Source organism: Acidobacteriota bacterium (assembly GCA_039683095.1).
Lineage (GTDB): Bacteria > Acidobacteriota > Aminicenantia > Aminicenantales > Saccharicenantaceae > RBG-16-66-30.
Window position 1 is genome coordinate 1 of sequence record JBDKSB010000011.1, and the last position, 24,366, is coordinate 24,366.

Below are 24,366 nucleotides of genomic sequence, written 5' to 3' on the forward strand. Positions count from 1 at the left end.
TCGACCCGGAATTCATGACCCTGCCCTTCGGGGATAAGGTCGTTAAGATCCCTCGCGCCGTGGCGCTGTTGCTCGCGGACGGGCCACGGGTGGAGTCGGCTTTTGACGGAACTCTGGACCCCGGCGCCGCGTTCGCGGACATTCCCGAGCCGGTCTTGACGTTCGCTAAGCTGGTTCGACTTATAAAGCATGGCTTGCCGATCGAGCGTGCGGCGGACCTGGTGGGGCTACCTCGTGATCGGGTGAGGCCGTTCTATGGATATGGCATTAAGGTATTGATGCCGCTATCGGGAACCTCGGCGATCTTGTCGAGGCTAATGGCCGAGGATGAACTCCCCGTTTTCGAAGAGAACGCACGCGGTGACCGGGTACCCGCCGGCGTCAAGACGATCCTCATCTGCGACCTCCTGGGTGCCTTCAAGTCAGGCCATAGCGAGGACGAGCTGGCGCGGGTGTGGCATGTCGAACTCGATGCCCTCCGAGCGTACGTCGCTCGGAACACTTCGCTCATCGATGCCTTGAGACGATAGCCTGATCTCCTAGTCCGGCCGTTTCCTAATCGCGGCCCTCGGCGGGGCGCTAGACCGCGAGGGGCCTGGCTGGTCACCGGGTCCCTCCCTCGCTGAAAACATTTTACCAAAGAGGAATTATGGATATCGTACAGGCATTCGAAGACCCCAAGCTTTTTGGGTCCATGATAAAAGACCAGGCATCCTGGGCGAACTGGAAAATCTTTCTCCGCGCCCTTTTCGGTCTCGAGCTGTCGTCGGCGGACCTCATCGCGTTCGAAAGGTTCACGGGTCGGACGAAGCCGCCGGCGGGGCGCTTCAACCGGGCCCTGGCCCTCTGCGCAAGACGGGCTGGCAAGTCGCGGATGGCCGCCTTCATCGCCGTCTACTTGGCCCTGTTCTACGATTGGAAGCCGTACCTCGCGCCTGGAGAGACGGCCGTGATCGCTTGCGTCGCGGTGGATCGCGTCCAAGCCAAGGTGATCTTCCGTTATATCGCCGAGATCCTCAAGCTGCCGGCGTTCCGGTACGCTAAGGCGAAGGAGCTGTCTGATGAGATCCAACTCGCCAACGGCATCACCATCAGCGTCCGGACATGCGACTTCCGTTCGCTTCGTGGGCCGTCATACTGCGCGATAATCATGGATGAGGCCGCCTTCTTCCGTGTCGATGGCAGTAACCCGAGCGAGGAGATCCTGCGGAGCGTGGAGCCGGGCATGGCATCCCTGCCAGGGTCTCTCCTGCTTATCCTATCCTCCCCATACGGGAAGTTCGGTATCGTGTGGGAGGAGTACCGCCGATCGTTCGGAAACAACGACGCCGAGACACTCGTGTGGAAGGCCCCGACGCTCGACATGAATCCGACGATCGGCAAGGGCATCGTGGACAAGGCGCTGGCGACAGACTACGTCTCGGCCAGATCGGAGTACCTCGCGGAGTTCCGCGACGATATCGAGACGTTCCTGACGACGGAGTCTATCGAAGCCGTTATCGTCCCCGGCCGGAAGGCGCTGCCGAGACTCGACGGCGTCAGATACTTCGGCTTCTTGGATAGTTCGAGCGGGATGGCTGACGCGGCGGCGGCGGCAATCGCCCACCGCGAGACGGGCGGCAAGGTGATCCTTGATAGGCTGGAGGTTCGCCCGTCCCCGCACTCGCCGCTCGACGTGCTAAAGGGCTTTATGGGGATTTTCAAGGAGTACGGGATCTTCGAGGTCCGCGCCGACCGGTATGCGGTGGGATTCACGAGCCAGGCTATCGCGGAGTCCGGGCTAAAGTATGTCCCGTCCGACCTCGACAAGTCATCCATCTTTAGGGAGTTCGAGCCGCTTGTGACCACGGGCCAAGTAGAGCTCCTAGATCACAAACAGCTCTTCCAAGAACTGCGTGGACTCGAACGCCGGACGCGGTCAGGCGGCAAGGACATTGTCGACCACTTCCCCGGAGCCCACGACGATGCGGCCAACGCCGCGGCCGGCGCCTGTGTCCTGGCGCAGAAGCCGCCCATGCGCAGGGAGATCATATGGCTATGAGGCGGGGGAGGCGGCCTGGGCCGGAGCTCCCCGGTGGATTCGGAATGCCTTTGCGGCGGAAGATTAGCCTCTCTTGGATAGACGCTCGGAGCTGGCCCTCATTCTCACTTGGCCCGAAGCCGAAGGAGCGCCTCACGAGCGGCGACGTATTCTACCAGGACATCTTTGACGGCCCGCGCTTGGTTGAAGTCGAGGTAGAGTTCCATCGAAACGTCGTTCCCGTCGCGGAGACGGATTGCATAATTCCCGTAGACCGAGTCCTCAGGCTTGCCGCCGCGGCCGTCATGCTGTTCGTGCTCCAGGCGGAACTCCTTCGCGTCCGTGAAGAACAAGATCAGGTCCGCCCGGTGGACCTCCGTCGCCTTCTCGACCTCGATGCCGTTGCCGTTGCCGTTAAGAGCGATGCTGCCGGCGAGTTTCATAAGGGCCTCCTTAAAAAGATTTTCACCTATTCTATGAGTTAAAAATGCCCGGCCGTCAAGAGGTAAGTTGTTGCTGTATCAAGAGTTATGCAATATGACCAATATATGAAACAAAATGATTGAATCGTTGGTCTTGGCAGAATGGCGGACAATCAACACCCCGGCCCCGCCCGAGATCAAAAGCATGAGAATCAGAAACCCGCATGGATAAAAATGGTTATTTATAATCAGCGACTTATAGAAATTAGTTGACAAATAGTGATACTTCATGGTATAATTAAGATGTAAGATGAAACAAGGGGATAAAACCATGAAGGACGAATTCCTCCGGGTATCCGACATTATGAGGTTGCTGAAGGTAAGTCGGATTTCAGTCAACCGCTATTTCCAGCGCGGTCTCGTCTACCACAAGGTCGGGGGTTTGGTCCGGGTGAGTCGTGCGGACCTCTCTGCTTTCCTTGATGCCCGGCGAGTCTCGCGCCGCGGGGACAAGATCATCCATGTGGGCCGCGAGTTGGCCGAAGAGGAAAGGGCCGAGCTTGAAAGGCTCAAGAGATTCCGTACCGCCCTCGGGCATCAGATGGCCCTCCTCGCGCCGCCTGGGCCGCGTGGCGTCGACGCTCTTCGGTGGTGGATGGAGTTGCCGCTTGAGCAGTTCAAGCGCGTCATGGCGATCCAGGGCGAGGTCACCGAGGGCAAGGTTGGCAAGGAGCCCGTCACTATAGAAAATGCGGTTTATCTCGTCTATTTGGCGGAGCCTTCGATAATCTCGTTCTTCACCCGCAAACGCGACGGGCAACAATTCTTTTATTGCCGCGATTGTCCCGACCGTGAAACGAGTCCGACGATGGTCTCGGTCAAGCTCGTCGGGAGCGGGACGAAGGCGACGTGCAAACATTGCGGCACGACATGGGGTGTGTCGCGGGTCAATGGAGCGTTGTCAATCCTACGGTGGCCTCTAGAGGAGGGTAGCGATGGCAAATGAACATCTCGGGCGCGTGTATGCAAGGCCGGAAACGAAGACGGCCCTTGACCCGAAGACGCACAAGAAGACCAGGGTCCCCGTGCCGAAGGGGCGGACGTATTGGTACCTGGCCTATCGGGATCACACCGGAAAACTGATTCGGCGTCGGAGCGAGAACGCCCGGACTAAACTCGAGGCCCTGGCCGAGCTCCATGACGTTGAGACGGACATCCGGCGCGGCGTTCTGCGCTATCCCAAGAAGGTCAAGTTCGGTGCCTTCGCAGACCAGTACCTCAAGATCAAGGGGACCGAGGTCGAAGCCGGGAAGATCGAGGCATCGAGTCTCGACCGCATCAAGAGGTCGGTGGATTGGCTTCTGGTCTACTTCGCCGACTCCATGCTCCACTCTATTACACCGGCCGACATTGAAGACTACAGGACTGCCCGGCTACGCGGAAAGCTTGAGTTGCCTAAGGTCCCCGGACGCCGGCGGACCGACCACGGCGCGGTCGTTCCTCGGACGGTGAATAGGGAATTGGCTCAGATGAAAAACCTATTCAACGAGGCGGAGAAGCGGGGCGTCTTCACCGGCAAGAACCCAGTTTGCCGCGTAGATTTCGCGCCCGAGCCTCGCCGCGTCCCGCCGCCGATCGGCGTGTACCAATTCCAGCAGATCATCCAAGTCGCTCACCCCCGGCTCCGCCAACTGATAGTCGTCGCCGCCCACACCCTCAAGCGAAAGACGGAGGTCTTGACGCTTCGGTGGGAGAACGTGAACTGGGAAGAGGGCCGGATCTACATCCCGAAGACGAAGTCGGGCGAGGCCAACTGGGTCTCCATGAACGACGAGCTCCGGGCCGTCCTGTCGGAGATTCAGTCCGAGTCGCCGAAGACGAAGGACGGCAGCCTGCGGTCGCCGTGGGTTTTCTGGAGCCCGCTATCGGCCGATCGCCGCCTCAGAGGATTCACGGGTTGGATGGCCGACCTCAAGGCCAAGCTTCGCGAGGTCTCGACACCCGAGGACTACAAGCGGTATTACGAGCGCCTATGGTTCCATAACCTTCGCCACTTCGCGGCCAGTCTGTTAGAGAAGAACGGCGTCGATATACTGACTCTCTCGAAACTCCTCGGCCACAAGAGCACGCGCACGACGGAGATCTATCTGCACGGCGTGGACGAGGACCAGCGTAGGGCGACGGCCCGCCTGGGGCAACTCCTCGGGACAGGCACAAATGGCGCACACCAAGACGGGACAAGCGGCGCAAATAATTGATAAGCGAATAAATAGAACGATAGAAATCTGGACTCAAAATCCCGTGCCTAGCGATAGGCGTGTGGGTTCGATCCCCTCCACCGGCACTCTTTAATCTCTTTATAATTCAGCAATTTATGAGCAATCTTGGCGCAGCCTTCACGACTGAGCCCTTTCCCGGTTGACTTCCCGCCCCCGCGGCATTATCCATCTATTAGAGAGGGCCGCTCGAGGGAGATCCCGGCTCCTCGACAGCCCGGCCGCGATCCTCTCGGGGGGCGATCGCATGGAAAAGGACAAACCCGTCGACAGGACCAGAACCCTGACCGAGGCGGGAGCCGCCGCCCGGACCATCGGTCCCTACCATCTCTTCGAGAAGATCGGGGAGGGCGGGATGGGGGAGGTCTGGGTCGCCGAGCAGCTCAGGCCCATTCACCGGCGGGTGGCCCTGAAGCTCATCAAGCCGGGAATGGATACCAAGCGGGTCATCGCCCGGTTCGAGACCGAGCGCCAGGCCCTGGCCCTGATGGACCATCCGGCCATCGCCAAGGTCTACGACGCCGGGGAGACCGCGGACGGCCGGCCGTATTTCGTCATGGAGTACGTCCAGGGCATCCCGATCACGGCCCACTGCGACAAGAACCGCCTGACCACCCAGGAGCGCCTGGAGCTTTTCAAACAGGTCTGCGACGGCGTCCAGCACGCCCACCAGAAGGCCATCATCCATCGCGACCTCAAGCCGTCCAACATCCTCGTCGCCATCCGGGACGGCGCCGCCGTGCCCAAGATCATCGACTTCGGCGTGGCCAAGGCGACGGCCCAGAGCCTGACCGAGCGGACGCTGTACACCGAGCTCGGGATGATCATCGGCACGCCCGAGTACATGAGCCCGGAACAGGCCGAGATGTCCGGGCAGAACGTCGACACCCGGACCGACGTCTATTCGCTCGGCGCCATCCTCTACGAGCTCCTGGTCGGGGCCCTGCCCTTCGACCCCAAGGAGCTCCGCCGGGCCGGCTTCGAGGAGATCCGGCGCCGGATCCGCGAGGTGGACCCGCCCAAGCCGAGCACCAAGCTCAGCACGATGGGGGAGGCCTCGACGACCCAGGCCCTCAATCGCCGGACGGACCGCCCGGCCCTCATCCGCGCCCTCCGCGGCGATCTCGATTGGATCACGATGAAGGCGCTGGAGAAGGACCGGACGCGCCGCTACGGAACGCCGTCGGATCTCGCGGCCGACATCGATCGCTACCTCCATCACCAGCCGGTCATCGCCCGGCCCCCGAGCACCGTCTACAAGACCCGGAAGTTCGTCCGCCGGCACCGGTTCGGCGTCGGCGTGGCCTCGGCCGCCGCGCTCCTCCTCGTCGGCTTCTCCGTGACCACGGCGTTCCAGGCCCGGCGCATCGCCCGCGAGCGCGACCGGGCCAACCAGGAAGCCGAGGCCTCGCGCCGGGTCTCCGATTTCCTGACCGGGCTGTTCAAGGTCTCCGACCCGGGCGAAGCCCGGGGCAACAGCGTCACGGCCCGCGAGATCCTGGACAAGGGCGCGGCCAGGATCGCCGCCGACCTCCAGGGCCAGCCGCTCGTCCAGGGCAGGCTGATGAGCACGATGGGAACGGTCTACGACAGTCTCGGTCTCTATGCGCCCGCCCGGACCCTCTTGGAGCAGGCATTGGAGACGCGGCGGAAGGCCCTCGGGCCGGACGATCCGGACGTGGCCGGCACCTTGAGCCAGCTCGGCACCGTCCTCTGGCACAAGGGCGACTTCGCCAGGGCGGAGACCTTCATGAAGCAGGCCCTGGCCATCAACGAGAAGCGCTTCGGGCCGGGGGCCGTCGAGACCGCCGCCAGCCTCCACAACCTGGGGAATGTCTATTGGCGATGGGCGAGATACGACGACGCCCGCCGGGCCATCGAGCGCTCCCTGGCCATCCGCGAGAAAGTCCTCGGTCCTGATCACGCCGATGTCGCCGACACGCTCAACTCGCTGGGCGCGATTTTTTATAAGGAAGGCGATCTCGGCCGGGCCGGCGAGATCTGGGAACGGGCGCTGGCGATCCGGGAGAAGTCCCTCGGCCCGGACCACCCCTACCTGGCCCAGACGCTCAACAATATCGCCATCTGCTATACCTATACGGGGGACCCCCGGCGGGCCGTGCCCCTGCTCCGGCGCGTGATCCAGATCCAGGAAAAGGTGCTGGGTCCCAAGCACCCCGACTTGGCCGCGGGCCTGATGAACTTGGGCGACGCCCTTTATCGGACCGGCCGGACCGCCGAGGCCAGACCCTGCTACGAGCGGGCCATCGAGATCATGGAAGCCGCCAGCCCGGACAATCCGGAGCTGGGCCGCTTCCTCGACCGGAAAGCCGTCATCCTGCTCGAGGAAAACGATATCCCCGGGGCCCGGCGGCTTTATGAGCGGTCCCTGGCGCTTCGTCAAAAGGCCCTCGGCCCGAAGAATCCCGAGGTGGCGGAGAGCCTGGGCGGCTTGGCGAATTGCGACTTCCGGAGCGGGCGGATCCGGGAGGCGGAATCCCTGTATGAGCGGGGACTGGCCCTCGTCCGCAAGCCGGACGGGACGTACTTCCCCGGGGCGTACGATCTTCTCAAGGGATTCGCGGCGCTCCTCCGGGCCACGCACAGGGACGCCCGGGCCGCCGAGATGGAAGCCCGGGTCAAGGCTTTGGAATCGAGGTGACGCCTGGATTCCGTCGCCCTGGAGGTGATAACATAGGCTCGAACAGCGGGAAACCGGATAAAAAGCCGAACGATGGCGTCCGTGGTGGTCGGCCTATTCCTGGTGTCGTTCTCCCTTCTCTCGCTGGAGATCGTCTTTACCCGGGTCCTTTCGGTCCTGCTGTCGTACCATTATGTCTTCCTCGCCGTCTCTCTCGCTTTGATGGGATTGGGGCTGGGGGGCCTTTGGGCTCACTTCGCCAGGCCGCGGACGGCGGGCCAGGACGGAGGCCCGAGGTCCCTTTCTCTCCACGCCAGTCTCTATGCCTTCTGCGTCGCCGCCGCGCCGCTCCTGATCATCTTCGTCAGCCGGCAGGAGAGGATCCGGGACAATGTCCTAATATTCAGCCTGATCCTCTTCTTGCCCTTTCTTCTGGCCGGCCGGGTCCTGGCCGAGGTTTTCCGCGCCTTTTCCGCCATGAGCGCCCGGCTGTACGGAGCCGATCTGGCCGGGGCGGCCGCCGCCGCGGTCGGGGCCGTCCTGACCCTGAACGCGTTCGGCGGAATGACCGCCATTTTCTTTCTGGCCGTGATCGCTTCGGTGGCGGCCCTTCTCTTCGCCCTCGCCGGCCGTGACGGGAAGAACGGGCCCGTCTTGCCGCCCCTCGCGGCCCTGGCGCTCTCCGTCGTTCTCCTTGGCGCGGGCTTGACCGGCCGTTTGGCGGCCGGGCTGGCGGGCGGGGCCAACCCGGCCAAGGAGATCCATGACGTCCTCTCCAGGCCTGAGTTCAGGGGGAAGATCGTCGAGTCCAGGTGGAGCGCTTTCGGGCGGACCGATCTCGTCGAGTTCGAAGGCTACCCCGATCAGATGGAGATCTATCTGGACGGCACCGCCGGGACGCCGATGTACAGGTTCTCGGGGGCGGTGGATGATCCGGAGCCGGCGGTCCGCAGTCTCAGGACCTCGTTTTCGGGATACTTCCCCTTCCTTTTCCTGAAGGAGAACGAGCGGGATGACGCCCTGATCATCGGGCCGGGCGGCGGCCGGGATATCCTCGTGATGCTCCTGGGGGGAGTGAAAAGGATCACGGCCGTCGAGGTGAACAAGGATCTCGTGGATATCGTCCGCGGCCATGCCCGGTATAACGGCGGCATTTATTCCGGGTTCGCGAACGTCCGGATCGTCGTCGACGATGGAAGGAATTTCCTGAAGCGCCAGAAAAGCCGATACGACCTGATCATGCTGAGCCTTCCCGTCACCGCCACCAGCAGGAGCCTCGAAGGGTTCGCCCTGACCGAGAACTATCTCTTCACCGCGGATTCCATCAAGGACTATGTCGGCCATTTGACCGACGAAGGGCGCCTGATCGTCGTCTGCCACGGCGACGCCGAGGTCTCGCGGCTCCTGATCCTCTCGCTCTCCGCGCTCAAGGACATGGCGATCGGTCAGGCGGAAGCGATGACGCGCATCTGCGTCCTGGGCTCGGAAAAGTACCCCGTCTTCGTCCTGAAGAAGACGCCCTTCGACCCGGAGGTCGCGTCTTCCATGGCCGATTCCCTCGGGCATTTCGGGGTCCGCCCGGACGCGTCCTATTTTCCCTATGTCAGAAAAGGCGAGACGCGGAGATCCATGCTCACGGCCCTGGGCGACGGCCGGCTGAGCCCGGAGGGTTTCGAGCGGAGGATCCGGGCGCTCGGCTATGACGTCGGCCCCGTGTCGGACGACCGGCCTTTCTTCTACAAGCTCGAGCCGGGCCTGCCGAAAGCCGTCGCGCGGGGGCTCTGGATCTCCGCTCTCCTGGCGTTGATCGCTCTGGCCGCGCCTCTCCTGGACCGCGGGACACGGAAAGGCCCTTCGCCGCGGGATCCCCGGTTGATCGTCCTGTTCCCGCTGCTCGGCCTGGGGTTCATGCTGGTCGAGATCTCCCTGATCCAAAAGTTCGTGCTTTTTCTCGGGCAGCCCGTCCTCGCGATGTCGGTCATCCTGTTCTCGCTCCTGGCGGGCGCCGCGGGAGGCAGCCTGAGCAGCGGCAGGATCGCGACAGGCCGTTTGACCGGAAGCCTGGCCCGGGCGTCGCTCGCCGTCTTCGCGGTCGTCCTGGTCTACAGCGCCGTTCTGCCTCCGGCCCTCGGGCGCATCCTGGGCTTGAGCCCGCCCCTTCGCCTGATCATGGCCGGCATCCTTCTCGTCCCCCTGGGTTTCTTCATGGGTTTCCCCTTTCCCTTGGCCCTCAGGGCTCTGGATGCGAGGAAGGCCGGGGATCTCATCCCCTGGATGTGGGGATTGAACGGCGCCTGCTCCGTCCTCGGCTCGACGGCGGCCGTCGCCATCGGCATCCTTGCGGGATTCAGCCGGGCCTTCCTCGCCGGGGGATTCTGCTATCTCGCGGCCTTCGCGCTGTTCGTCGGATCCGGGCCGGCGCGCGCCCGACACGGCCGGGGGTGATATTCCTCGCCGCAGCGAGCGGGCTGCCCGGAGATCGGAGCAGGACAAAAAAGAGGGAGGGGCCGCCCCCTCCCTCGGTTCCCGGGCCGGTCTAGAAGCTGTAGCGGAAGGACAGCCGGATGCGCCGGGTTAGCTGGGTGATGCCGTAGATCTTCTTGTAAGTCCCGCTGATGGTGTACGTTCCCGTGCTGACGTTGTTATCCGTCGGCTGCCATGTTCCGGCAGGGTCCTGGTAGAGATCGTAGTAGTGATTGCCGAGCAGGTTGAAGACATCGGCGAAAAAGGCGATGGTGCCGTAGTGCTTCAGGGTGAACGTCTTCTCCAGCCGGACGTCCATGTTCTGCCAGGCGTAATATCTTCGGGCGCCGTTGACTTCGAGCGCGACGGTCTGCTCGCCTCCCGAGACGAGGACGTTGTTGGCCTCCGCCCAATCCGCGGGCGGCACGACGGTCACGCTCCTGGCCCAGGGGGTTCCGCTGGCGTACTGGTAGTTGAAGGAGGCCAGGATCCCCAGGGGGATGTCGAACGAGCCGAAGAGCTTGATGACCACCGGCCTGTCCTCGCCCGTCCGCCCGCCCCAATTGACGAACCAGTTGGCATTGTTCCCGACGGAGGTCGTCGCGTGGATATCCCCATAGCCGCCCTGGATGTTGCCCCACGTCTTGGATAGATTGAGGGAACCGCCCAGTTCCCAACCCTTGGCCCGGCGCTTCTCGAAGGTCAGCTCGACCCCGGAGTATTTCCTGAAGGCCTCGGGCACATTGGCGACCCGCAGGATCCAATTGCCGGGAGAATCGTTGCTCAGGAAGTACATGTTGACCGTCGTCGCCGGGAAGGTCGTCCCGACCGCGGGGACCGTGGTCGTGAAGGGGACCCAGTAGTTTTCGCCGGGCGACGTGGTCGGATTGTACCAGTACTTTCCGGTATCGAGGTCGTACAGGACGTCATCGATGATGTTCTTTTTGCATTTGTAGATGTAGTTCAGCCCGACCTTGAAGTCCTTGAACAGCTCGTGGTCGATCCCGGCGGAGAACTGGTTGTCATAAGGGGACTTGATACCCGGGGCGACGCCCGTGATCCAGCTGTCCCTCAGCATGCCTCCGGGATTGCCCCAACTCCAGTACATCTCATATTGGTCTCCGCCTTCGCCCGGGGCGCTGGGGAGCCTGTCCCCGTTGTCGTCCCACCAGGCGAAATAGTACGTATTCCAGCGAAGAGGGTGGATCCGCTCGAAGATGGACACCCAGATGTTGTCGCTGTACATCCCGTAATGCAGCTTGAGGGCCGTCTTCCCGTTGCCGAAAAGGTCGTAGGTCAGCCCGATCCTCGGCGTGAGGATGTCCCACTTGATGATGTTCTTGACGCCTTCCATGTCGAACGCGGCGTAGGGATTGAAGCCGTCCAGGTACGGCGCGATGTACGTCTCTCCGAGCGCATAGGCGATGCCGCCGGTCTGATCATGATGGATATCCGGGAGCCAGCCGCGGACGTTGTCATAGCGGGCCCCGAAATTGACGGTCAGCCTTTTCCTGATGGTGAAGGAATCCTGGATATAGCCCCCGACCCTCAGGAAATTCCCCTGCGCCATGTAGCCCTTCTTTTCGGGCGTGTACATGTTCACGCCGATGAAGCTGTCGCCCCATTCGTTCGTGCCGTACACCTCGTCATAATAATAGGGGCTGCCGTTGTACCAGTACATCTCGACCGGCTGGCTCTTCCAGACCGCCCAACTGTCGGCTCCGCCCTGGACTTCGATCCCCGCCTTGGCCTCGTGATCGCCGCCGAGGACATTGTCCAGGAAGCGGATCACATGGGCCGAGGCCTGCCACGAGGGCCGTCCGGTCCACTCGTTGGCCCCGCGGTAGCCGGTCCCGAAATATTCCCCCGTGTAATAATCGTAATTGTAATAGGAATTGGTCAGCTCCGGACGGGTCAGGAGGATCGTGGCGTCGACGTCCGTGTATCCCCCTCTCAATTCCAGGATCGTATTCTTGTCGATGAGCCAGTTCATCGCTCCCGTGAAGGCGTAGTTGGCCCAGGGGTCGTCCTTCTGGCTGACATCAAAGGGGATATTCCAGCCCAGGCTTCCGTTCGCTCCGGCGTTGTCGAAGGCCTTTTGGATGTTCCCCATCAGCGCGAACCGCAGGGATTTTGACAGCTGGAACGTGAGTTTCAGGAAGGTCGCCCAGTTCCAGTTCTTTTGATCGTAGGTATCATAGAACGTCCCGTAGGGGTCGGTGAAAGGGACGAATGCCGTGCCGTACTTGTTGCGGGCATAGCGGCCGCTGGCATAGAACCACAGCTTGTCCTTCAGGATCGGTCCGCCGAGGCCCAGGATGCCCTGCCAATCAAAGACCGGGGCGCTCGGTTTCGCCAGCCCCAACGCCGAGAGCTGATCCAGGGGCAGCACGGATCGGGTCATGTTCTTATCGGTATAGAAACCCTGGAAGATGCCGGAAAACGTGTTCCCGCCCGACTTGGTGATGACGTTGATGAAGCCTCCGGAGGTCGTGCCGACCTCGGCCGGCATCCCTCCGGTCATGATCTCCACTTCTTCCATCAGGTTGAATTCGATGGGGATGTTCAATTGCTGCTGGCAGGGGTCGTTGGCATTGAGGCCGTCGATCTGATAGGTGTTGCCGCCCGCGGTGGAGCCCTTCACATTGGTCGAGTCGACCGTGCCGGGCGTCAGGGCGATGATGCTCGCCAGGTTGCGGCCGATGGGCAGGTTCTGAAGCAGATCGGCCTTCATGATGACTTCCGTCTTGGAGGCCTTCACGTCCACGGCGGGCGACGCGCCCACGACCGTGACCTGTTCCTCGAGCCTGGTTTCGGGCAAGGTGAAGTTGAGGGTGACGGTCAGGCCCAGCCGGACGTCGATCTTTTCCTGCCGGATCGTCTGGAACCCCTTCAGCTCGGCCACCAGGGTATATTCCCCGGGAGGAAGGAGGACGAACCTGAACGCTCCGTCCTGCCTGGTCACATCCGTCGCTTTGCCCATCAGCGCCGGACTCGTCAGAGTGATGTTGACCCCCGGGATCGGGGCCTTCGCCTGGTCCGTCACGATGCCCCTGATCGAACCGGTTTCCCGGCTCGAGATCTGGGCCGTCGCCAGATAAGCCAAGGAGAAGAACAGGAGGACCGCCGCCGCAACCTTCAGACTTTTCATTTTTTCCCCCTAAACAAGGATTAAAAAATGACAGACTTGATCCGTTGATGCTGTTTGTGTCTGTTCCCCATGGTCCGTTCCCGGGACGCTTTAATCAAACTTATAGGGCCGATTTATTGTCCTGTCAACGTCTTTTTATGAGGACCGATGCCCGTCGCCCCGCCGGGCGGCCGGGCGACCGAACGGTCCTCTCTCAGGCTTTCAGCCTGGCCAGCAGGCCGCGGACGAGCGCTTCCCGCTCCTTGAGGCTCTCCTTGAAGTCGAGAGCCTGGGTATGGTGGAGCTCGGAGCGGACGTCGTCGAGCTCGGTCTGCAGGAGATCCACGAGGAATTCCTGTTCGGACTTGCTCAGGTCGATGGCCATGTTCCCCTCCCGTCGCCCGGGATTCCCTGATCAGAATATAGGGCGAAAAGCCCCGTTTTGCAATACGGCCCGCGCGCCGGCCACGCAGCCAGCGGCGCCCGGAGCGGAACCATTCCGCCGCCGGTCCGTTGACCGCCTCCTTCCCCGGTGATATCATTCCGTCTGTCCGGCCGGCAGGGGAGACGGGATAGAAGATCCCCCGACCATCAGACGGCCGGTCCGAGATCGCCGGCCATGCCGGCCAGGCCCGTTGTTCAAGGAGGTCCCATGTCCAAGCGCCATGCCGTCGTTCTGGCCGTCATGCTTCTCGCCGTCTCGTCCGCGCTCGCGGCGGCCGAGATCCCGCTGACGGCCCTGACCCTCCAGCCCGGCAAGACCTTCACGCTCACCTTCGCCAAAACCAACCGGGCCCCGTCCGGGGCGTCCATGCAGGCGACCATCGGCTATGACAAGGGGCAGGCCTCGGTCAAGCTGACCTATAAGAAGATGGAGCCGGCCGTCCTCTTCGCCGGCGACATCGCGGCCTACGTCCTCTGGGCCGTCACCCCCGACGGCACGACCGAGAACCTGGGCGAGGTGATCGCCGACAAGAAGAGCGCTTCCGGCCTCCTTCAGGCCTACACCGGCAAGCGGACGTTCGCCCTGATGGTGACGGCCGAGCCCTTCGCCACGGTCACCCGGCCGACCGAGCTGGCCCTGTTCCTCTCCGGCGAGGTCCAGGGCGTGGGCGCCGCCAACAACGCCTTCACCTATAAGGATTTCTCGACCGCCTACAAGCCGGCCATAGATTCGATCTCTGGCATCCAGTACAACGATCCCACCCCGGCGGCCGTCAAGCAGGCCCAGAAAGCCATGGAGATCGCCGGGCGGCTCAAGGCCGCCGAGGTCAATCCCAAGGCCATGGACGAAGCCCAGGTCGCTTTCGGCGCGGCCATGGCGGCGAAGGACAAGAAGGTCATGGCCGACCAGGCCCGGGTGGCCGTCCAGCTGGCTTCGCAGGCGATCAAGGACACGATCAAGGCCGCCGAGGCCAAGGCCGCCGCCGAGGCCGAGGCCAAGCGTCAGGCCGAGCGGGCCGCCCTCGAAGAGCGGGCGGCCACGGCCGAGAGCGAGGCGGACCGCATCGCCCGGGAGCTCGGCGAGGTCAAGGCCCAGCGCGAGGCCCTGGCCAGCGAATCGGCCAGCCTGGCCAAGCAGACCGAGACCCTGGCCGCGGAGCGCGACGCGCTCGCGGCGGAGCGGGACGCGCTGGCCAGGGACCGCGACGCCATCAAGAAGGAGCGCGACGAGCTGGCCGGCATGCTGAAGGGGGCCCTGTCCTCCGTCGCCGAGACGACCGAGACCGCCCGCGGCGTCATCGTCAGCCTCTCCGGCATCCTCTTCGACGTCGGCAAGGCCACGCTCAAGCCTGCCTCCCAGCTCACGGTGGCCAAGCTGGCCGGCATCCTCATGGTCTTCCCCCGCATGAACCTGAGCATCGAGGGCTACACCGACTCGACCGGGTCGGCCGAGCTCAACATGAAGCTGTCCGTGGACCGGGCCCGGGCGGTCTATGATTTCCTGCTGACCCAGGGCATCTCGAACGACCGGATGAAGTTCCAGGGCTTCGGCCCCGAGAACCCGGTCGCGCCCAACGACAGCGAGGCCAACCGGGCCCGGAACCGCCGGGTCGAGGTCGTCCTGACCCAGGCCGTCCGGAGGCCCTGACGTTCCATTTAACGATCACAAAAGAATAGCGATAGCGCCCAACGGTGACGCCGGGCGCGTCTCCGTGAACGTTTTGCCCTCCCAATTCGTCTATCCGGGTATAGACGCCTAGGAGCAACCATGAAACGATGGATCATCCGCGGTCTTTCGCTTGTCCTGCTCGTCACGTTCTTCTACTTCCTCTTCGCCTGCGGCCGGAAGAAGGCGGAGATCAAGCTGGTCGCCGCGACCCGGGGCGACATCGTCGAGAAGGCCCTCGCCGTGGGCACGATCGAGCCCGAGAAGGAGATCAGGGTCAAGTCGACCATTCCCGGCATCGTCGCCGAGGTCCTGTTCAAGGTCGGCGACCGGGTCAAGGAGGGGGCGGCCCTGTTCAAGATCTCCCCGAACCCGACCCCCCTCGAGTACGTGGAGGCCCGCCGGGCCATGGAGCTGGCCGAAGTGACCATGCTGAAGCTCAAGGGCGACTGGACCCGGCAGCTCGAGCTCTATAAGGGCAGTCTCGTCTCCAAGTCCGAGATGGAGGCCATCGAAGGGGGGTACCGGGAGGCCGAGCTGCGCTATCGCACTTCCGCCGAGCGCTTCGAGCTGCTCGAGAAGGGCCGCATCCGCATGTCCAACCGGGACATCAACTCCCTGATCAACGCGCCTATCAGCGGCGTCATCCTGTCCCAGAGTGTCTTCCAGGGCGACCCGGTCGTCCCGCTGACGAACTACCAGCCCGGCACGGAGATGTGCTCGCTGGCCGACATGGGCAGCCTGCTCTTCAAAGGCACGGTCGACGAGATCGACGTCGGCAAGATCTCCGACGGCCTGCCGGCCGAGATCCAGATCGGAGCCCTGCCCGACGCCAAGATCCCCGGCCGGGTGGACCGCATCTTCCCCAAGGCCAAGAAGGAGGGCAACGCCACCCTCTTCGACATTTGGGTCTTGATCGAGGACGCCGGCGGGGCGACTCTCCGGGCGGGCTTCTCGGCGACGGCCAGCATCCGCATCCATGAGCGGCGCGGCGTCGTCCTCCTCCCCGAGCGCCTGGTCCTGTTCGAGGACGGCAAGAAGTTCGTCGAGGTCCCCGACGGGGAGAAGACGAAGAAGGTCGAGGTCCGGACCGGGCTCTCCGACGGTCTCAACATCGAGGTCCTCGACGGGCTCAAGGAAAGCGACCAGGTCGTCGAGCGTCCGCCCCGGGAGATCAAGTGATCGCGACGTTCTTCCGCAACCTCTTCCGGGACCTGGTCCGCCAGCCCCTGCGGACCGCCCTGACCCTGTCGGGGGTCGTCTGGGGCACCTTTTCCGTCGTTCTGCTCCTGGCCTTCGGCGATTCCGTCTCCAAGGCCCAGATCAAGCGCTTCCACGGCATGGGCCAGGGCATCGTCCTCGTCTTTCCCTCGCGGACGACCCTGCCCTGGCAGGGCTTCCTCAGGGGCAAGGCCGTCCGCATCACCCCCGAGGAGGTCGAGGCCATCCCGGACAAGGTCCCCGGCATCGAGCTCATCAGCCCCGAGTTCGTCGGCAGCCGGCTCATCAGCTACGGGCGGGCCGAGTTCCGTAACACGGTCCGGGGCGTCAATCCCCAGTTCGAGCGCATGCGCAATACCATCGCCGAAAAGGGCCGCTTCATCGATCCCGAGGACATGGCCGCCCGGAAGCGGGTCTGCTTCATCGGCGACGTCCTGGCCACGGACCTCTTCGGGACCGATGAGCCCGTGGGCAAGGCCGTCTTCATCGACGGCGTCCCCTTCACCGTTATCGGCGTCATGCGGACGAAGCTCCAGAACTCCAACTACAACGGCCAGCGGGACGAGCGCTGCGCGTTCATCCCTTGGACGACCTACGCTTCGCTCTACGGCACGAAATTCGTCTCCAACATCATCTTCCGGCCGCTCGAACTGACCCGGAGCAAGGCGGTCACGGAGGATGTCAAGGTCCACCTGTCCAAGCTCATCGGCTTCTCGCCGGCCGACCCGGACGCCCTGGGCATCTGGGACACCCTGGACTTCGAGAAGCAGTTCACGACCTTTTTCCTGGCTTTCACCATCTTTCTCGGCGTCATCGGCTCGTTCACCCTTCTCGTCGGAGGGGTGGGCGTGGCCTCGATCATGCGCGTGGTCGTCGACGAGCGGACCCGCGAGATCGGGGTCAAGCTGGCCGTCGGGGCCCGCCGCCGGACCATCCTCTGGCAGTTCTTCAGCGAGTCGCTGGCCCTCATGGCCATCGGCGGTCTGGCCGGGTTCGGGCTCGCGGCCGGCGTCCTTACGGCGGTCAAGGTCTTTTCGCAGCGCGCCTCCGGGGACATGACCTTCGCCACCTTCATCGGCATCCCCGTTCTCAATCCGCTCGTCGTCGTTTCGACGGTCCTCATCCTGATCGCGATCGGCGTCATCTCCGGGATCATCCCGGCCCGGACCGCCGCCTCGACTGACCCCATTGAAGCCTTGAGGAAGTAGGGAAACGCCATGAACCCGACCCTGCCCCGCTTCTTCTGGAGCGAATACCGGAAGCGCCGCAAGCGGGCCGCCCTCATCACCTTCGCCCTGTTCTGGGGCACCCTCTCGATCCTCCTGCTCATGGCCTTCGGCCAGGGCATGAGCACCCAGTCCCGGGTCGCCTTCAGCGGGCTTGGCGAGACGCTGGTCATGGTCTACGGCGGGCAGACGTCGGTCGTCTTCGAGGGCCTGCCCAAGGGCCGCACGATCCGGCTCTATCCGGAGGACATCGACTACCTCCGGGACAGGATCCCCGAGATCCGGCGCATCGTCCCCGAATCGTACAACGGCTGGCCGGTCTCGGCGGAGGGCAAGGAGATCAACCGGACCGTCCACGGCACGACGGCCGATTTCGGGGTCATGCGGACCCAGGTGCCGCAGATGGGCGGCCGCTTCATCAACGCCGACGACGACCGGCAGGGCCGGAAGGTCGCCTTCATCGGCTGGAAGGTCGCCAGCGACCTGTTCGGGACGAAGGACGCCGTCGGCCGGACGATCGTCGTCAACCGCGTCCCGTTCACCGTGGTCGGGGTCCTGAAGAAGAAGATCCAGGACTCGATGTACAACGGGCCGGACGCCGACCAGGTTTACCTGCCTTTCCTGGCCTTCCGCCAGATCGACAACCAGCGCTATCTCGACCAGATCCACATACAGCCGTGCGAGGCCTCGCAGGCGGCCCTCATCGAAGACCGCGTCAAGGCCCTCCTGGGACGCAAGTACCGCTTCGACCCGGCCGACCGGTACGCCGCGAGCTTCTGGAACACCATCGAGAACAACAAGCAGGGCGAGGCCATCTTCAAGGGCATCGAGGTCTTCCTCGGGATCATGGGCGCCCTGACGCTGCTCATCGGCGCGGTCGGCGTGACCAATCTCATGTACGCGGCGGCCAAGGAGCGGACCAAGGAGATCGGGATCAAGCTGGCCATCGGGGCCCGGCGGCGGACGATCGTCGGGCAGTTCCTGCTGGAGACCCTGTTCGTCTTCGCCAAGGGCACGTTCTGGGGCTTCATCCTGGCCTTCGACGTCGTCAATCTCGTCCGCCTGGCACCGATCAACTACGACTCCTTCGGCATCGAGGCCTACCTGCTGCGTCCGGAGTTCTCGCTGCGGACCTTCGTCATCTATATGACCGTGCTGGGCGTCCTGTGCTTCCTGTCGGGCATCTTCCCGGCCCTCCGGGCGTCGCGGGCCAACCCGATCGAATCACTGCGCTATGAATAGGTACCGACCATGATCGATCTCAAAGGCATCACCAAGGTCTACCGGACGGGCAGCCAGTCGCTGGAGGCGCTCCGGGGCGTCTCGCTCGCGATCGGCCGGGGGGAGTTCGTCTCCATCATGGGGCCGTCCGGGTCGGGCAAGTCGACGCTCATGAACATCATCGGCTGCCTGGACACCCCGAGCGCCGGCGACTACGTCCTCGACGGCGAGACGGTGGCCGGGCTGACGTTCGACGAGCTGGCCGCCGTGCGCAACCGCAAGATCGGCTTCGTTTTCCAGAACTTCAACCTGCTGCCCTACGCCACGACCTGGGAGAACGTCGAGCTGCCCCTGCTCTTCGACGGCAAGAACGCCAGGAAGAGGCGCGAGCGGGTGGCCGAGCTCCTCCGCGCGGTCGGCCTATACGACTGGCGCGACCATCGGCCGACGGAGCTCTCGGGCGGCCAGCAGCAGCGCATCGCCCTGGCCCGGGCCCTGGCCAACGATCCGCCCATCCTGCTCGCCGACGAGCCGACGGGCAACCTCGATTCGAAGAGCGGCGAGGAGATAATGGCCATCCTGAGCGGCCTCTGGCGCAGCGGCCGGACGATCGTCATGGTCACCCACAACGATCACATCGCGGCCCGGTCGGGACGGACGATCCGGCTCTTCGACGGCCAGGTCGTGTCCTGACGGTTTGACTCACCCCCGGGGCAGGGTTATCATGGGGCCATCGCCGGGCGCCCGCCCGGCCCCCTTTCTATCGCGAGGAGGGACGCGATGAAAAAAGCCCCGCTGCTCGTCACCCTGGCCCTGGCCTGGTCCCTGGGAGGGATGCCGTCCGCGTCTGCCCAGGAGCTGACCTGGGCGAGCTTCCAGGGCTACGACGTGCCGTTCGTGCCGACGCCGCCCGAGGTCGTGGACGAGATGCTCCGCCTGGCCGGCGTCAAGGCCGGCGACGTCCTCTACGACCTCGGCTGCGGCGACGGCCGGATCGTCATCGAGGCCGCCAGGCGCTACGGCGTCAGGGCGGTCGGCATCGACATCGATCCGATCCGCATCCGCGAGAGCAACGACAACGCCGCCGGGGCCGGGCTGGCCGCCAAGGTACGCTTCATCCAGCAGAACCTCTTCGAGGCGGATTTCCGTGACGCCACGGTCGTCACCATGTACCTGCTGACGTCGGTCAACCTGCGCCTGCGCCCCAAGCTCCTGGCCGAGCTCAAGCCGGGGACGCGGCTGGTCTCCCATAGCTTCGGCATGGACGAGTGGCGGCCGGACAAGACATCCGTCGTCGCGACCAGCTTCGGCGACGAGCGCGGCGTTTACTTCTGGATCGTGCCGGCCAACGTCAGCGGGCGCTGGGAATGGGACCTGGGCGCCGGCGCGGGCCGGAGACACTGCGTCCTCGAGGCCTCCCAGCAGTTCCAGGACGTGACCATCTCGGCCCGCGAAGGAACGCGGCTCCTGGCCGCGGACGACGTCCGGCTGGCCGGCGACCTGATCGGCTTCCGGCTCGAGGCGGCGGCGCAGGGCCGGGCGCCGTTCGATGTCTATGAGGGCCGGGTCGCCGGCGACACCATCACCGGCACGGTCCGGCCGGCCGGAGCGGACAAAAGCGCCGCCGTCCCCTGGATAGCGAAGCGGGACCACAGGACCATCGAGAGCATCGCCAAGTAGGCCGGACGGCCCGGCCTCAATCGAGCGAGAAGGCCCGCGACGACAGGGCCATGAGGGCAACCAGGCCGGGGTCGAGATCCGCCAGCCGGCCGCAGCCCTCGGGCAGCGTCGCTCCGAGGCGCCGGCGGAGCTTCCGGAGATAGGAGAAGCGCACCGGGAACGAGCGCCTGGCCCGGCGGACGAAGGCGCGGCGGAAATATCCCGGCTGCTTGCCGGCCGATTCGCGGAACATCAACGTCAGGCCGGAGCCGATGGCGTCGCAAAGGGCCGAACGGGAGGGCGCCGCGCCCAGCCGGGACCGTTCCAGAACGGCGGCCAGGTAGGCCTCGAGCCGGAGCGCTGTCGCATCGAGCGGGCCGGCCTCGATCCCCCGGGAGAACAGGGTCCGGTGGCCGCAGGCCGAGTCCTTGGCCGTGTCCTGGAGATCGTCCGCGAGCTGCAGGAAGGTGCCGAAGCCGAAGCAGAATTCCTGATCCGCGGGACGGAGCGCGCCGGCCACCAGATAGCCGTCGGCCAGGACCGAGGCGCCTCCCTTTTCCAAGCTGATCGCCAGGATCTCCTCCGCCGACGAGGCGGCGCCGGGCCGCTGCTGGAGCAGGCTCCGGACCTGGGCGTTGTAGATGGCCAGGAGAGACCTGTGGACGTCCGGGAAACGGTCGCGGGGGAACTGCCGCTCGAGGAGCCGGACGAGCGAGAGCAGCTTCTCTTCGACGGGCGTCTGCGCCGGAGCCGCCGCGCCCTCGAGCCAGCCGCGCAGACGGGCCGCGGCGGCCAGCTTTCCGGCTTCGGAGGTCCCGGCGTCGTCGAGCGCGTTGTCGAGGTAGGGGTAGACCATGCTGTAGGCGAAGACGGCGTCTGTGTGCTCGACCGGGAGCCCGAGGTCGAACTGCAGGGAGTTCATGATCCAGACGTTGCGCAGGGCCTGGTAGGCTGAGGCCAGGCCGAGTGCCGGGTCGAAGTCCCGGGCGGCCTGGATGAACCGCCGGGTCGAGTTGAGGAAGCGGGCGTCATAGACCTTATCGAGGGGAAGGCCGGTGAGCCGCAGGAGGCGCCTGAACGACGGCCGCAGGGCGGCGCCGATGGCCTCGAGATGGGCCGCCTCGAGCCGGCCTTCGAGGAAGGCCTTCCTCATGGATTCGGAGGACAGGCCGGCGACGATCCGCGAAAGCTCGCCCTCCGCGGCCAGCTTGTCCGCGCGGGCGCAGCGCCGCCCGGGAGGCAGGGCTTCGACCGGGGCGGCGTGCCAGAGGCGAACGTGGTCCCGGACGAGCTCCGCGACGCGGTCCCCGAGGGCGCCGGTCCGGGTCGACAGGAACGAAGCGAGGTCGGTCATGGGCCTCCGCGACTCCAGATTATAGGTCAAAAGCCCGCGGACGGGAACCGCGCCTCGACGTCGTCTTTGTTTGGATCGAAGGACCGGGGGGGGACCCGGCGGGAGCGCGGTCCGGGTCAGCGCGAAATGGCGGTCGGGATGCCGCCGCCGTTCTTCTCGGCATAGAGGTGCTTGATCAGGGAGAGCAGCGTCTGGGAGATGCTGTGGAGGAACTCGACGCCGCTCTCGAAGAGATCGTCGTCCTCCTCGCTCTTCTTCGTCCACTTGACCTCGCCGTCCACCTTGACGGACTGATGGGTCCGCTCGAGGTCGATGACGATGCGGACGACGCTGCCGACGGGGAAATAGTGCGGCGTGCAGATCCGGGCCCCGGACAGGGACAGGTCGTGGGTGTGGGCGTTGATGCCGCGGCCGCTGAAAGCCTCGGCCCCTTCGGAGGTCGACTTGATGAAAACGGTGTTGCGCTCCATGAACCGCTTGTCTTTACGGTTGTCCATCGTCCACGTCCTTCCAGAGGTTCTCGGATCGTTGCAGCCCCATCCTCGCCTGGGGGGGCCGCAAGGGTCAATCACCCCTAAGGGTGATTCATGAGGTGATATCTCACCCCCCGCGGGCCGGGCCGGCCGTTCAGCGCCGGCGGCTCATGATATAGGCATGGAGGCCGCGGAGGATGTCCCGATGCGCCGGCCGGACCGGCAGGGCCGCGATCTCGACGAGGACCCGGCGGCCGAAGCGGTCCATGGCCTTCCCGGCCTCCGCGCGGACGCCGAGCCGCTCGGCCAGGCCCTGGACGAAGCGGATGTCGGCGTCGGTCGCGGCGGGGCAGCCGAAAAGGCGGGACAGCCGCTCCGCGTCCGGCCCGGCGGCCCGTTCGAGCAGGCCCGTCGCATAGAGTGTCTTCTTCCCTTCGCGGATGTCGGAGCCCACCGGCTTTCCCGTCGCCGAGGGAAGGCCGAACAGGCCCAGCTCGTCGTCCTTGATCTGGAAGACGAGCCCCAGGTCCTGGCCGAGCCGTTCGAAGGCTGGCAGGGCCGCGCGCCGCCCTCCGCCGAGGAGCCAGCCCGCGGCCAGGGGCAGGTAGAACGAGTAACGGGCGGTCTTGACCCTGTAGATCTCGAGGATGCGGCGGCGGGGGACGGGCCGCCGCGACGCTCCGGCCTCGATGTCGAGCATCTGGCCGAGCCCGACCAGCCCGAATTCCGAGGCGAAAAGCCTGTCGACGGCCGCCGTCCGCCCGGCCGGGCCCGGCAGCCCGGCGATGGCCTCGAAGGCCAGGAAGATGGCGATCTCGCCGGCGCAGATGGCCAGGCTCGTCCCGAAGTGAGCCGCCTCGGGCCCGGCGGGGAACGGGGCCAGGCGGGCATATTGCTCGTGGACAGAGGGGCCGCCGCGGCGCCGGGGGTCCCGGTCCATGATGTCGTCGTGGATGAGCAGACCGGACTGGATGAGCTCGAAGGCGGCGCCGGCCCGGACGGCGGCGGGGGCGGCGGCCCGCCCCCCGGCCATCTCGCAGCCGAGCGCGACCAGGCCGCCCCGGATCGCCTTGCCCTTGCGGGTGAACCTTTCCAGGCGCCGCAGGACGTCGGGCCCCCACGGCCGGAGGCGGGCCGCTTCGGCGCGCTTGGCCGCCAGGAAAACGGACAGGTCCGCTCTCAGGCGCCGGCCCGCGGTCTCGAAAAAGGCCTCGAAGGTCATGGCGCCCCGTCCCTCCCATGCCCGTTCTTCCCGCGGGCCTCGAGGCGCCGGACAACCTCGGCGACGAGCTCCATGGGCGTCGAGGCGCCCGAGGCGATGAAGACAGTGGCGCCGGCCGGGATGGCGATGCCTTCGACGCTCTCGGGCCGGTCGATCAGGCGGGTGGCCGGATTGATGGCCCGGGCGATGTCGTAGAGGTGCATGGTGTTGGCGCTGTGGCGCGAGCCGATGATGATGACGCAGTCGGCTCCGCGGGTATGCCCGGCGACCTCGCGCTGCCGGATCTTGGTCGGCCGGCAGATCGTGTCGTGGTAGACGACGTCGGGGACGAGGGCCCGGAGGCGCTCGACGATCCGCCGGGCGTCCTCCTCGACGAACGTGGACTGGGCGACCACCCCGGCCCGGAGGACGCCGGCGAAGAGCTCGGGAGTCACATCGCCGGGCGACCCGACGACGACCGCCCGGGCGACCTGGCCGACGATGCCCCGGACCTCCTCGTGCCCGGCCTGGCCGATGACCACGGGCAGGCGTCCCTCGGCTTCGACCTCGCGGAGGCGGTCGTGGATGATGCGGACCATGGGGCAGGTGGCGTCGACGAACTCGAGGCCGCGGGCGGCCAGCTCGTCGTAGCGCTTCCGGGTCGAGCCGTGGCTCTGGAGGATGACGACCCCGCCCGGCGGGACCTCGTCGAGGCTCTGGACGATGCGCAGGCCCTGGGCCTTCAGGGCCTCGACGACGTGCTCGTTGTGGACGATCTCGCCGAGCATGTAATAGGTCCGGCCCCGCCCGTCAGCCAGGAGGCGCTTGGTCAGATCGAGGGTCTGGCGCACGCCGACGCAATAGCTGAGGGTCTCCGACAGAAGGATCTTCACCTGGGTTTTCCCGACGCGGGCATTCTATGCGCGGGCCGCGGCCCTGTCAACGCGCC

At 65.1% G+C, this 24,366-nt stretch carries 19 protein-coding genes; 12 read left to right on the forward strand and 7 right to left on the reverse strand.

The features are described 5' to 3' along the window. The coding region (locus ABFD52_06845; GenBank protein MEN6560472.1) for a hypothetical protein at window positions 1-530 on the forward strand (530 nt) is incomplete at its 5' end. 119 nt (window positions 531-649) lie between these two features. Beyond that, the gene (locus ABFD52_06850) at window positions 650-2,041 is read left to right on the forward strand and encodes a hypothetical protein (protein ID MEN6560473.1); all 1,392 of its coding nucleotides are present in this window, start codon (window positions 650-652) and stop codon (window positions 2,039-2,041) included. Window positions 2,042-2,145: 104 nt separating this feature from the next. Here ABFD52_06850 and ABFD52_06855 read toward each other — a convergent pair whose 3' ends face one another. Further along, window positions 2,146-2,463, reverse strand: a complete 318-nt coding sequence (locus ABFD52_06855; GenBank protein ID MEN6560474.1) for a hypothetical protein — start codon at window positions 2,461-2,463, stop codon at window positions 2,146-2,148. A 310-nt stretch (window positions 2,464-2,773) separates the two neighbouring features. Between ABFD52_06855 and ABFD52_06860 the strand changes: the two genes are divergently transcribed. The 4 genes from ABFD52_06860 to ABFD52_06875 all read left to right on the forward strand — a co-directional run bounded on the left by ABFD52_06860 (window position 2,774) and on the right by ABFD52_06875 (window position 9,804). Next, the gene (locus ABFD52_06860; protein ID MEN6560475.1) at window positions 2,774-3,448 is read left to right on the forward strand and encodes a helix-turn-helix domain-containing protein; all 675 of its coding nucleotides are present in this window, start codon (window positions 2,774-2,776) and stop codon (window positions 3,446-3,448) included. Next, window positions 3,438-4,700, forward strand: coding sequence for a site-specific integrase (locus ABFD52_06865; GenBank protein MEN6560476.1), 1,263 nt, complete (start codon window positions 3,438-3,440; stop codon window positions 4,698-4,700). Before ABFD52_06860 ends, ABFD52_06865 begins: the two co-directional genes overlap by 11 nt. Window positions 4,701-4,965: 265 nt before the next feature. After that, the gene (locus ABFD52_06870; protein ID MEN6560477.1) at window positions 4,966-7,380 is read left to right on the forward strand and encodes a serine/threonine-protein kinase; all 2,415 of its coding nucleotides are present in this window, start codon (window positions 4,966-4,968) and stop codon (window positions 7,378-7,380) included. Window positions 7,381-7,452: 72 nt separating this feature from the next. Further along, window positions 7,453-9,804 carry a hypothetical protein gene (locus tag ABFD52_06875; GenBank protein ID MEN6560478.1) on the forward strand — a complete coding sequence of 784 codons (2,352 nt, stop codon included), beginning with the start codon at window positions 7,453-7,455 and terminating at the stop codon, window positions 9,802-9,804. Between the two features lie 91 nt (window positions 9,805-9,895). Here ABFD52_06875 and ABFD52_06880 read toward each other — a convergent pair whose 3' ends face one another. Both ABFD52_06880 and ABFD52_06885 read right to left on the reverse strand, forming a co-directional pair. Next, on the reverse strand, window positions 9,896-12,973 hold the full coding sequence (locus tag ABFD52_06880) for a TonB-dependent receptor (GenBank protein MEN6560479.1): 3,078 nt from the start codon (window positions 12,971-12,973) through the stop codon (window positions 9,896-9,898). Window positions 12,974-13,166: 193 nt separating this feature from the next. Next, the gene (locus ABFD52_06885; protein MEN6560480.1) at window positions 13,167-13,337 is read right to left on the reverse strand and encodes a hypothetical protein; all 171 of its coding nucleotides are present in this window, start codon (window positions 13,335-13,337) and stop codon (window positions 13,167-13,169) included. 267 nt (window positions 13,338-13,604) lie between these two features. Between ABFD52_06885 and ABFD52_06890 the strand changes: the two genes are divergently transcribed. From ABFD52_06890 to ABFD52_06915, 6 genes are all read left to right on the forward strand, one after another. Next, window positions 13,605-15,044 carry an OmpA family protein gene (locus ABFD52_06890; GenBank protein ID MEN6560481.1) on the forward strand — a complete coding sequence of 480 codons (1,440 nt, stop codon included), beginning with the start codon at window positions 13,605-13,607 and terminating at the stop codon, window positions 15,042-15,044. Between the two features lie 120 nt (window positions 15,045-15,164). Further along, window positions 15,165-16,244: an efflux RND transporter periplasmic adaptor subunit gene (locus tag ABFD52_06895; GenBank protein MEN6560482.1), complete on the forward strand. Its 1,080-nt coding sequence runs from the start codon at window positions 15,165-15,167 to the stop codon at window positions 16,242-16,244. Further along, window positions 16,241-17,491 carry an ABC transporter permease gene (locus ABFD52_06900; GenBank protein ID MEN6560483.1) on the forward strand — a complete coding sequence of 417 codons (1,251 nt, stop codon included), beginning with the start codon at window positions 16,241-16,243 and terminating at the stop codon, window positions 17,489-17,491. The genes ABFD52_06895 and ABFD52_06900 overlap by 4 nt, the downstream gene beginning before the upstream one ends. A 9-nt stretch (window positions 17,492-17,500) precedes the next feature. Then, on the forward strand, window positions 17,501-18,751 hold the full coding sequence (locus ABFD52_06905; protein MEN6560484.1) for an ABC transporter permease: 1,251 nt from the start codon (window positions 17,501-17,503) through the stop codon (window positions 18,749-18,751). 9 nt (window positions 18,752-18,760) lie between these two features. Beyond that, on the forward strand, window positions 18,761-19,423 hold the full coding sequence (locus ABFD52_06910; protein ID MEN6560485.1) for an ABC transporter ATP-binding protein: 663 nt from the start codon (window positions 18,761-18,763) through the stop codon (window positions 19,421-19,423). An 87-nt stretch (window positions 19,424-19,510) separates the two neighbouring features. Then, window positions 19,511-20,410 (forward strand): class I SAM-dependent methyltransferase, encoded by a 900-nt coding sequence (locus ABFD52_06915; protein MEN6560486.1) that lies wholly within the window; start codon window positions 19,511-19,513, stop codon window positions 20,408-20,410. A gap of 16 nt (window positions 20,411-20,426) precedes the next feature. Here ABFD52_06915 and ABFD52_06920 read toward each other — a convergent pair whose 3' ends face one another. The 4 genes from ABFD52_06920 to ispH form a co-directional block, all read right to left on the reverse strand. Then, window positions 20,427-21,743, reverse strand: coding sequence for a hypothetical protein (locus ABFD52_06920; GenBank protein ID MEN6560487.1), 1,317 nt, complete (start codon window positions 21,741-21,743; stop codon window positions 20,427-20,429). Between the two features lie 116 nt (window positions 21,744-21,859). Continuing rightward, window positions 21,860-22,240, reverse strand: a complete 381-nt coding sequence (locus ABFD52_06925) for a PilZ domain-containing protein (GenBank protein MEN6560488.1) — start codon at window positions 22,238-22,240, stop codon at window positions 21,860-21,862. 130 nt (window positions 22,241-22,370) lie between these two features. After that, on the reverse strand, window positions 22,371-23,438 hold the full coding sequence (locus ABFD52_06930; GenBank protein ID MEN6560489.1) for a polyprenyl synthetase family protein: 1,068 nt from the start codon (window positions 23,436-23,438) through the stop codon (window positions 22,371-22,373). After that, entirely contained in the window at window positions 23,435-24,310 is an 876-nt protein-coding gene (ispH, locus tag ABFD52_06935; GenBank protein ID MEN6560490.1) for a 4-hydroxy-3-methylbut-2-enyl diphosphate reductase, read from the reverse strand. The genes ABFD52_06930 and ispH overlap by 4 nt, the downstream gene beginning before the upstream one ends. Between the last annotated feature and the right edge of the window lie 56 nt (window positions 24,311-24,366).

What these genes read in the sequence shown, in the direction of transcription:
- ABFD52_06850 (MEN6560473.1), top strand. Translation starts at nt 650, where the DNA reads ATGGATATCGTACAGGCATTCGAAGACCCCAAGCTTTTTGGGTCCATG.
- ABFD52_06855 (MEN6560474.1), bottom strand. Translation starts at nt 2,463, where the DNA reads ATGAAACTCGCCGGCAGCATCGCTCTTAACGGCAACGGCAACGGCATC.
- ABFD52_06860 (MEN6560475.1), top strand. Translation starts at nt 2,774, where the DNA reads ATGAAGGACGAATTCCTCCGGGTATCCGACATTATGAGGTTGCTGAAG.
- ABFD52_06865 (MEN6560476.1), top strand. Translation starts at nt 3,438, where the DNA reads ATGGCAAATGAACATCTCGGGCGCGTGTATGCAAGGCCGGAAACGAAG.
- ABFD52_06870 (MEN6560477.1), top strand. Translation starts at nt 4,966, where the DNA reads ATGGAAAAGGACAAACCCGTCGACAGGACCAGAACCCTGACCGAGGCG.
- ABFD52_06875 (MEN6560478.1), top strand. Translation starts at nt 7,453, where the DNA reads ATGGCGTCCGTGGTGGTCGGCCTATTCCTGGTGTCGTTCTCCCTTCTC.
- ABFD52_06880 (MEN6560479.1), bottom strand. Translation starts at nt 12,973, where the DNA reads ATGAAAAGTCTGAAGGTTGCGGCGGCGGTCCTCCTGTTCTTCTCCTTG.
- ABFD52_06885 (MEN6560480.1), bottom strand. Translation starts at nt 13,337, where the DNA reads ATGGCCATCGACCTGAGCAAGTCCGAACAGGAATTCCTCGTGGATCTC.
- ABFD52_06890 (MEN6560481.1), top strand. Translation starts at nt 13,605, where the DNA reads ATGTCCAAGCGCCATGCCGTCGTTCTGGCCGTCATGCTTCTCGCCGTC.
- ABFD52_06895 (MEN6560482.1), top strand. Translation starts at nt 15,165, where the DNA reads ATGAAACGATGGATCATCCGCGGTCTTTCGCTTGTCCTGCTCGTCACG.
- ABFD52_06905 (MEN6560484.1), top strand. Translation starts at nt 17,501, where the DNA reads ATGAACCCGACCCTGCCCCGCTTCTTCTGGAGCGAATACCGGAAGCGC.
- ABFD52_06910 (MEN6560485.1), top strand. Translation starts at nt 18,761, where the DNA reads ATGATCGATCTCAAAGGCATCACCAAGGTCTACCGGACGGGCAGCCAG.
- ABFD52_06915 (MEN6560486.1), top strand. Translation starts at nt 19,511, where the DNA reads ATGAAAAAAGCCCCGCTGCTCGTCACCCTGGCCCTGGCCTGGTCCCTG.
- ABFD52_06920 (MEN6560487.1), bottom strand. Translation starts at nt 21,743, where the DNA reads ATGACCGACCTCGCTTCGTTCCTGTCGACCCGGACCGGCGCCCTCGGG.
- ABFD52_06925 (MEN6560488.1), bottom strand. Translation starts at nt 22,240, where the DNA reads ATGGACAACCGTAAAGACAAGCGGTTCATGGAGCGCAACACCGTTTTC.
- ABFD52_06930 (MEN6560489.1), bottom strand. Translation starts at nt 23,438, where the DNA reads ATGACCTTCGAGGCCTTTTTCGAGACCGCGGGCCGGCGCCTGAGAGCG.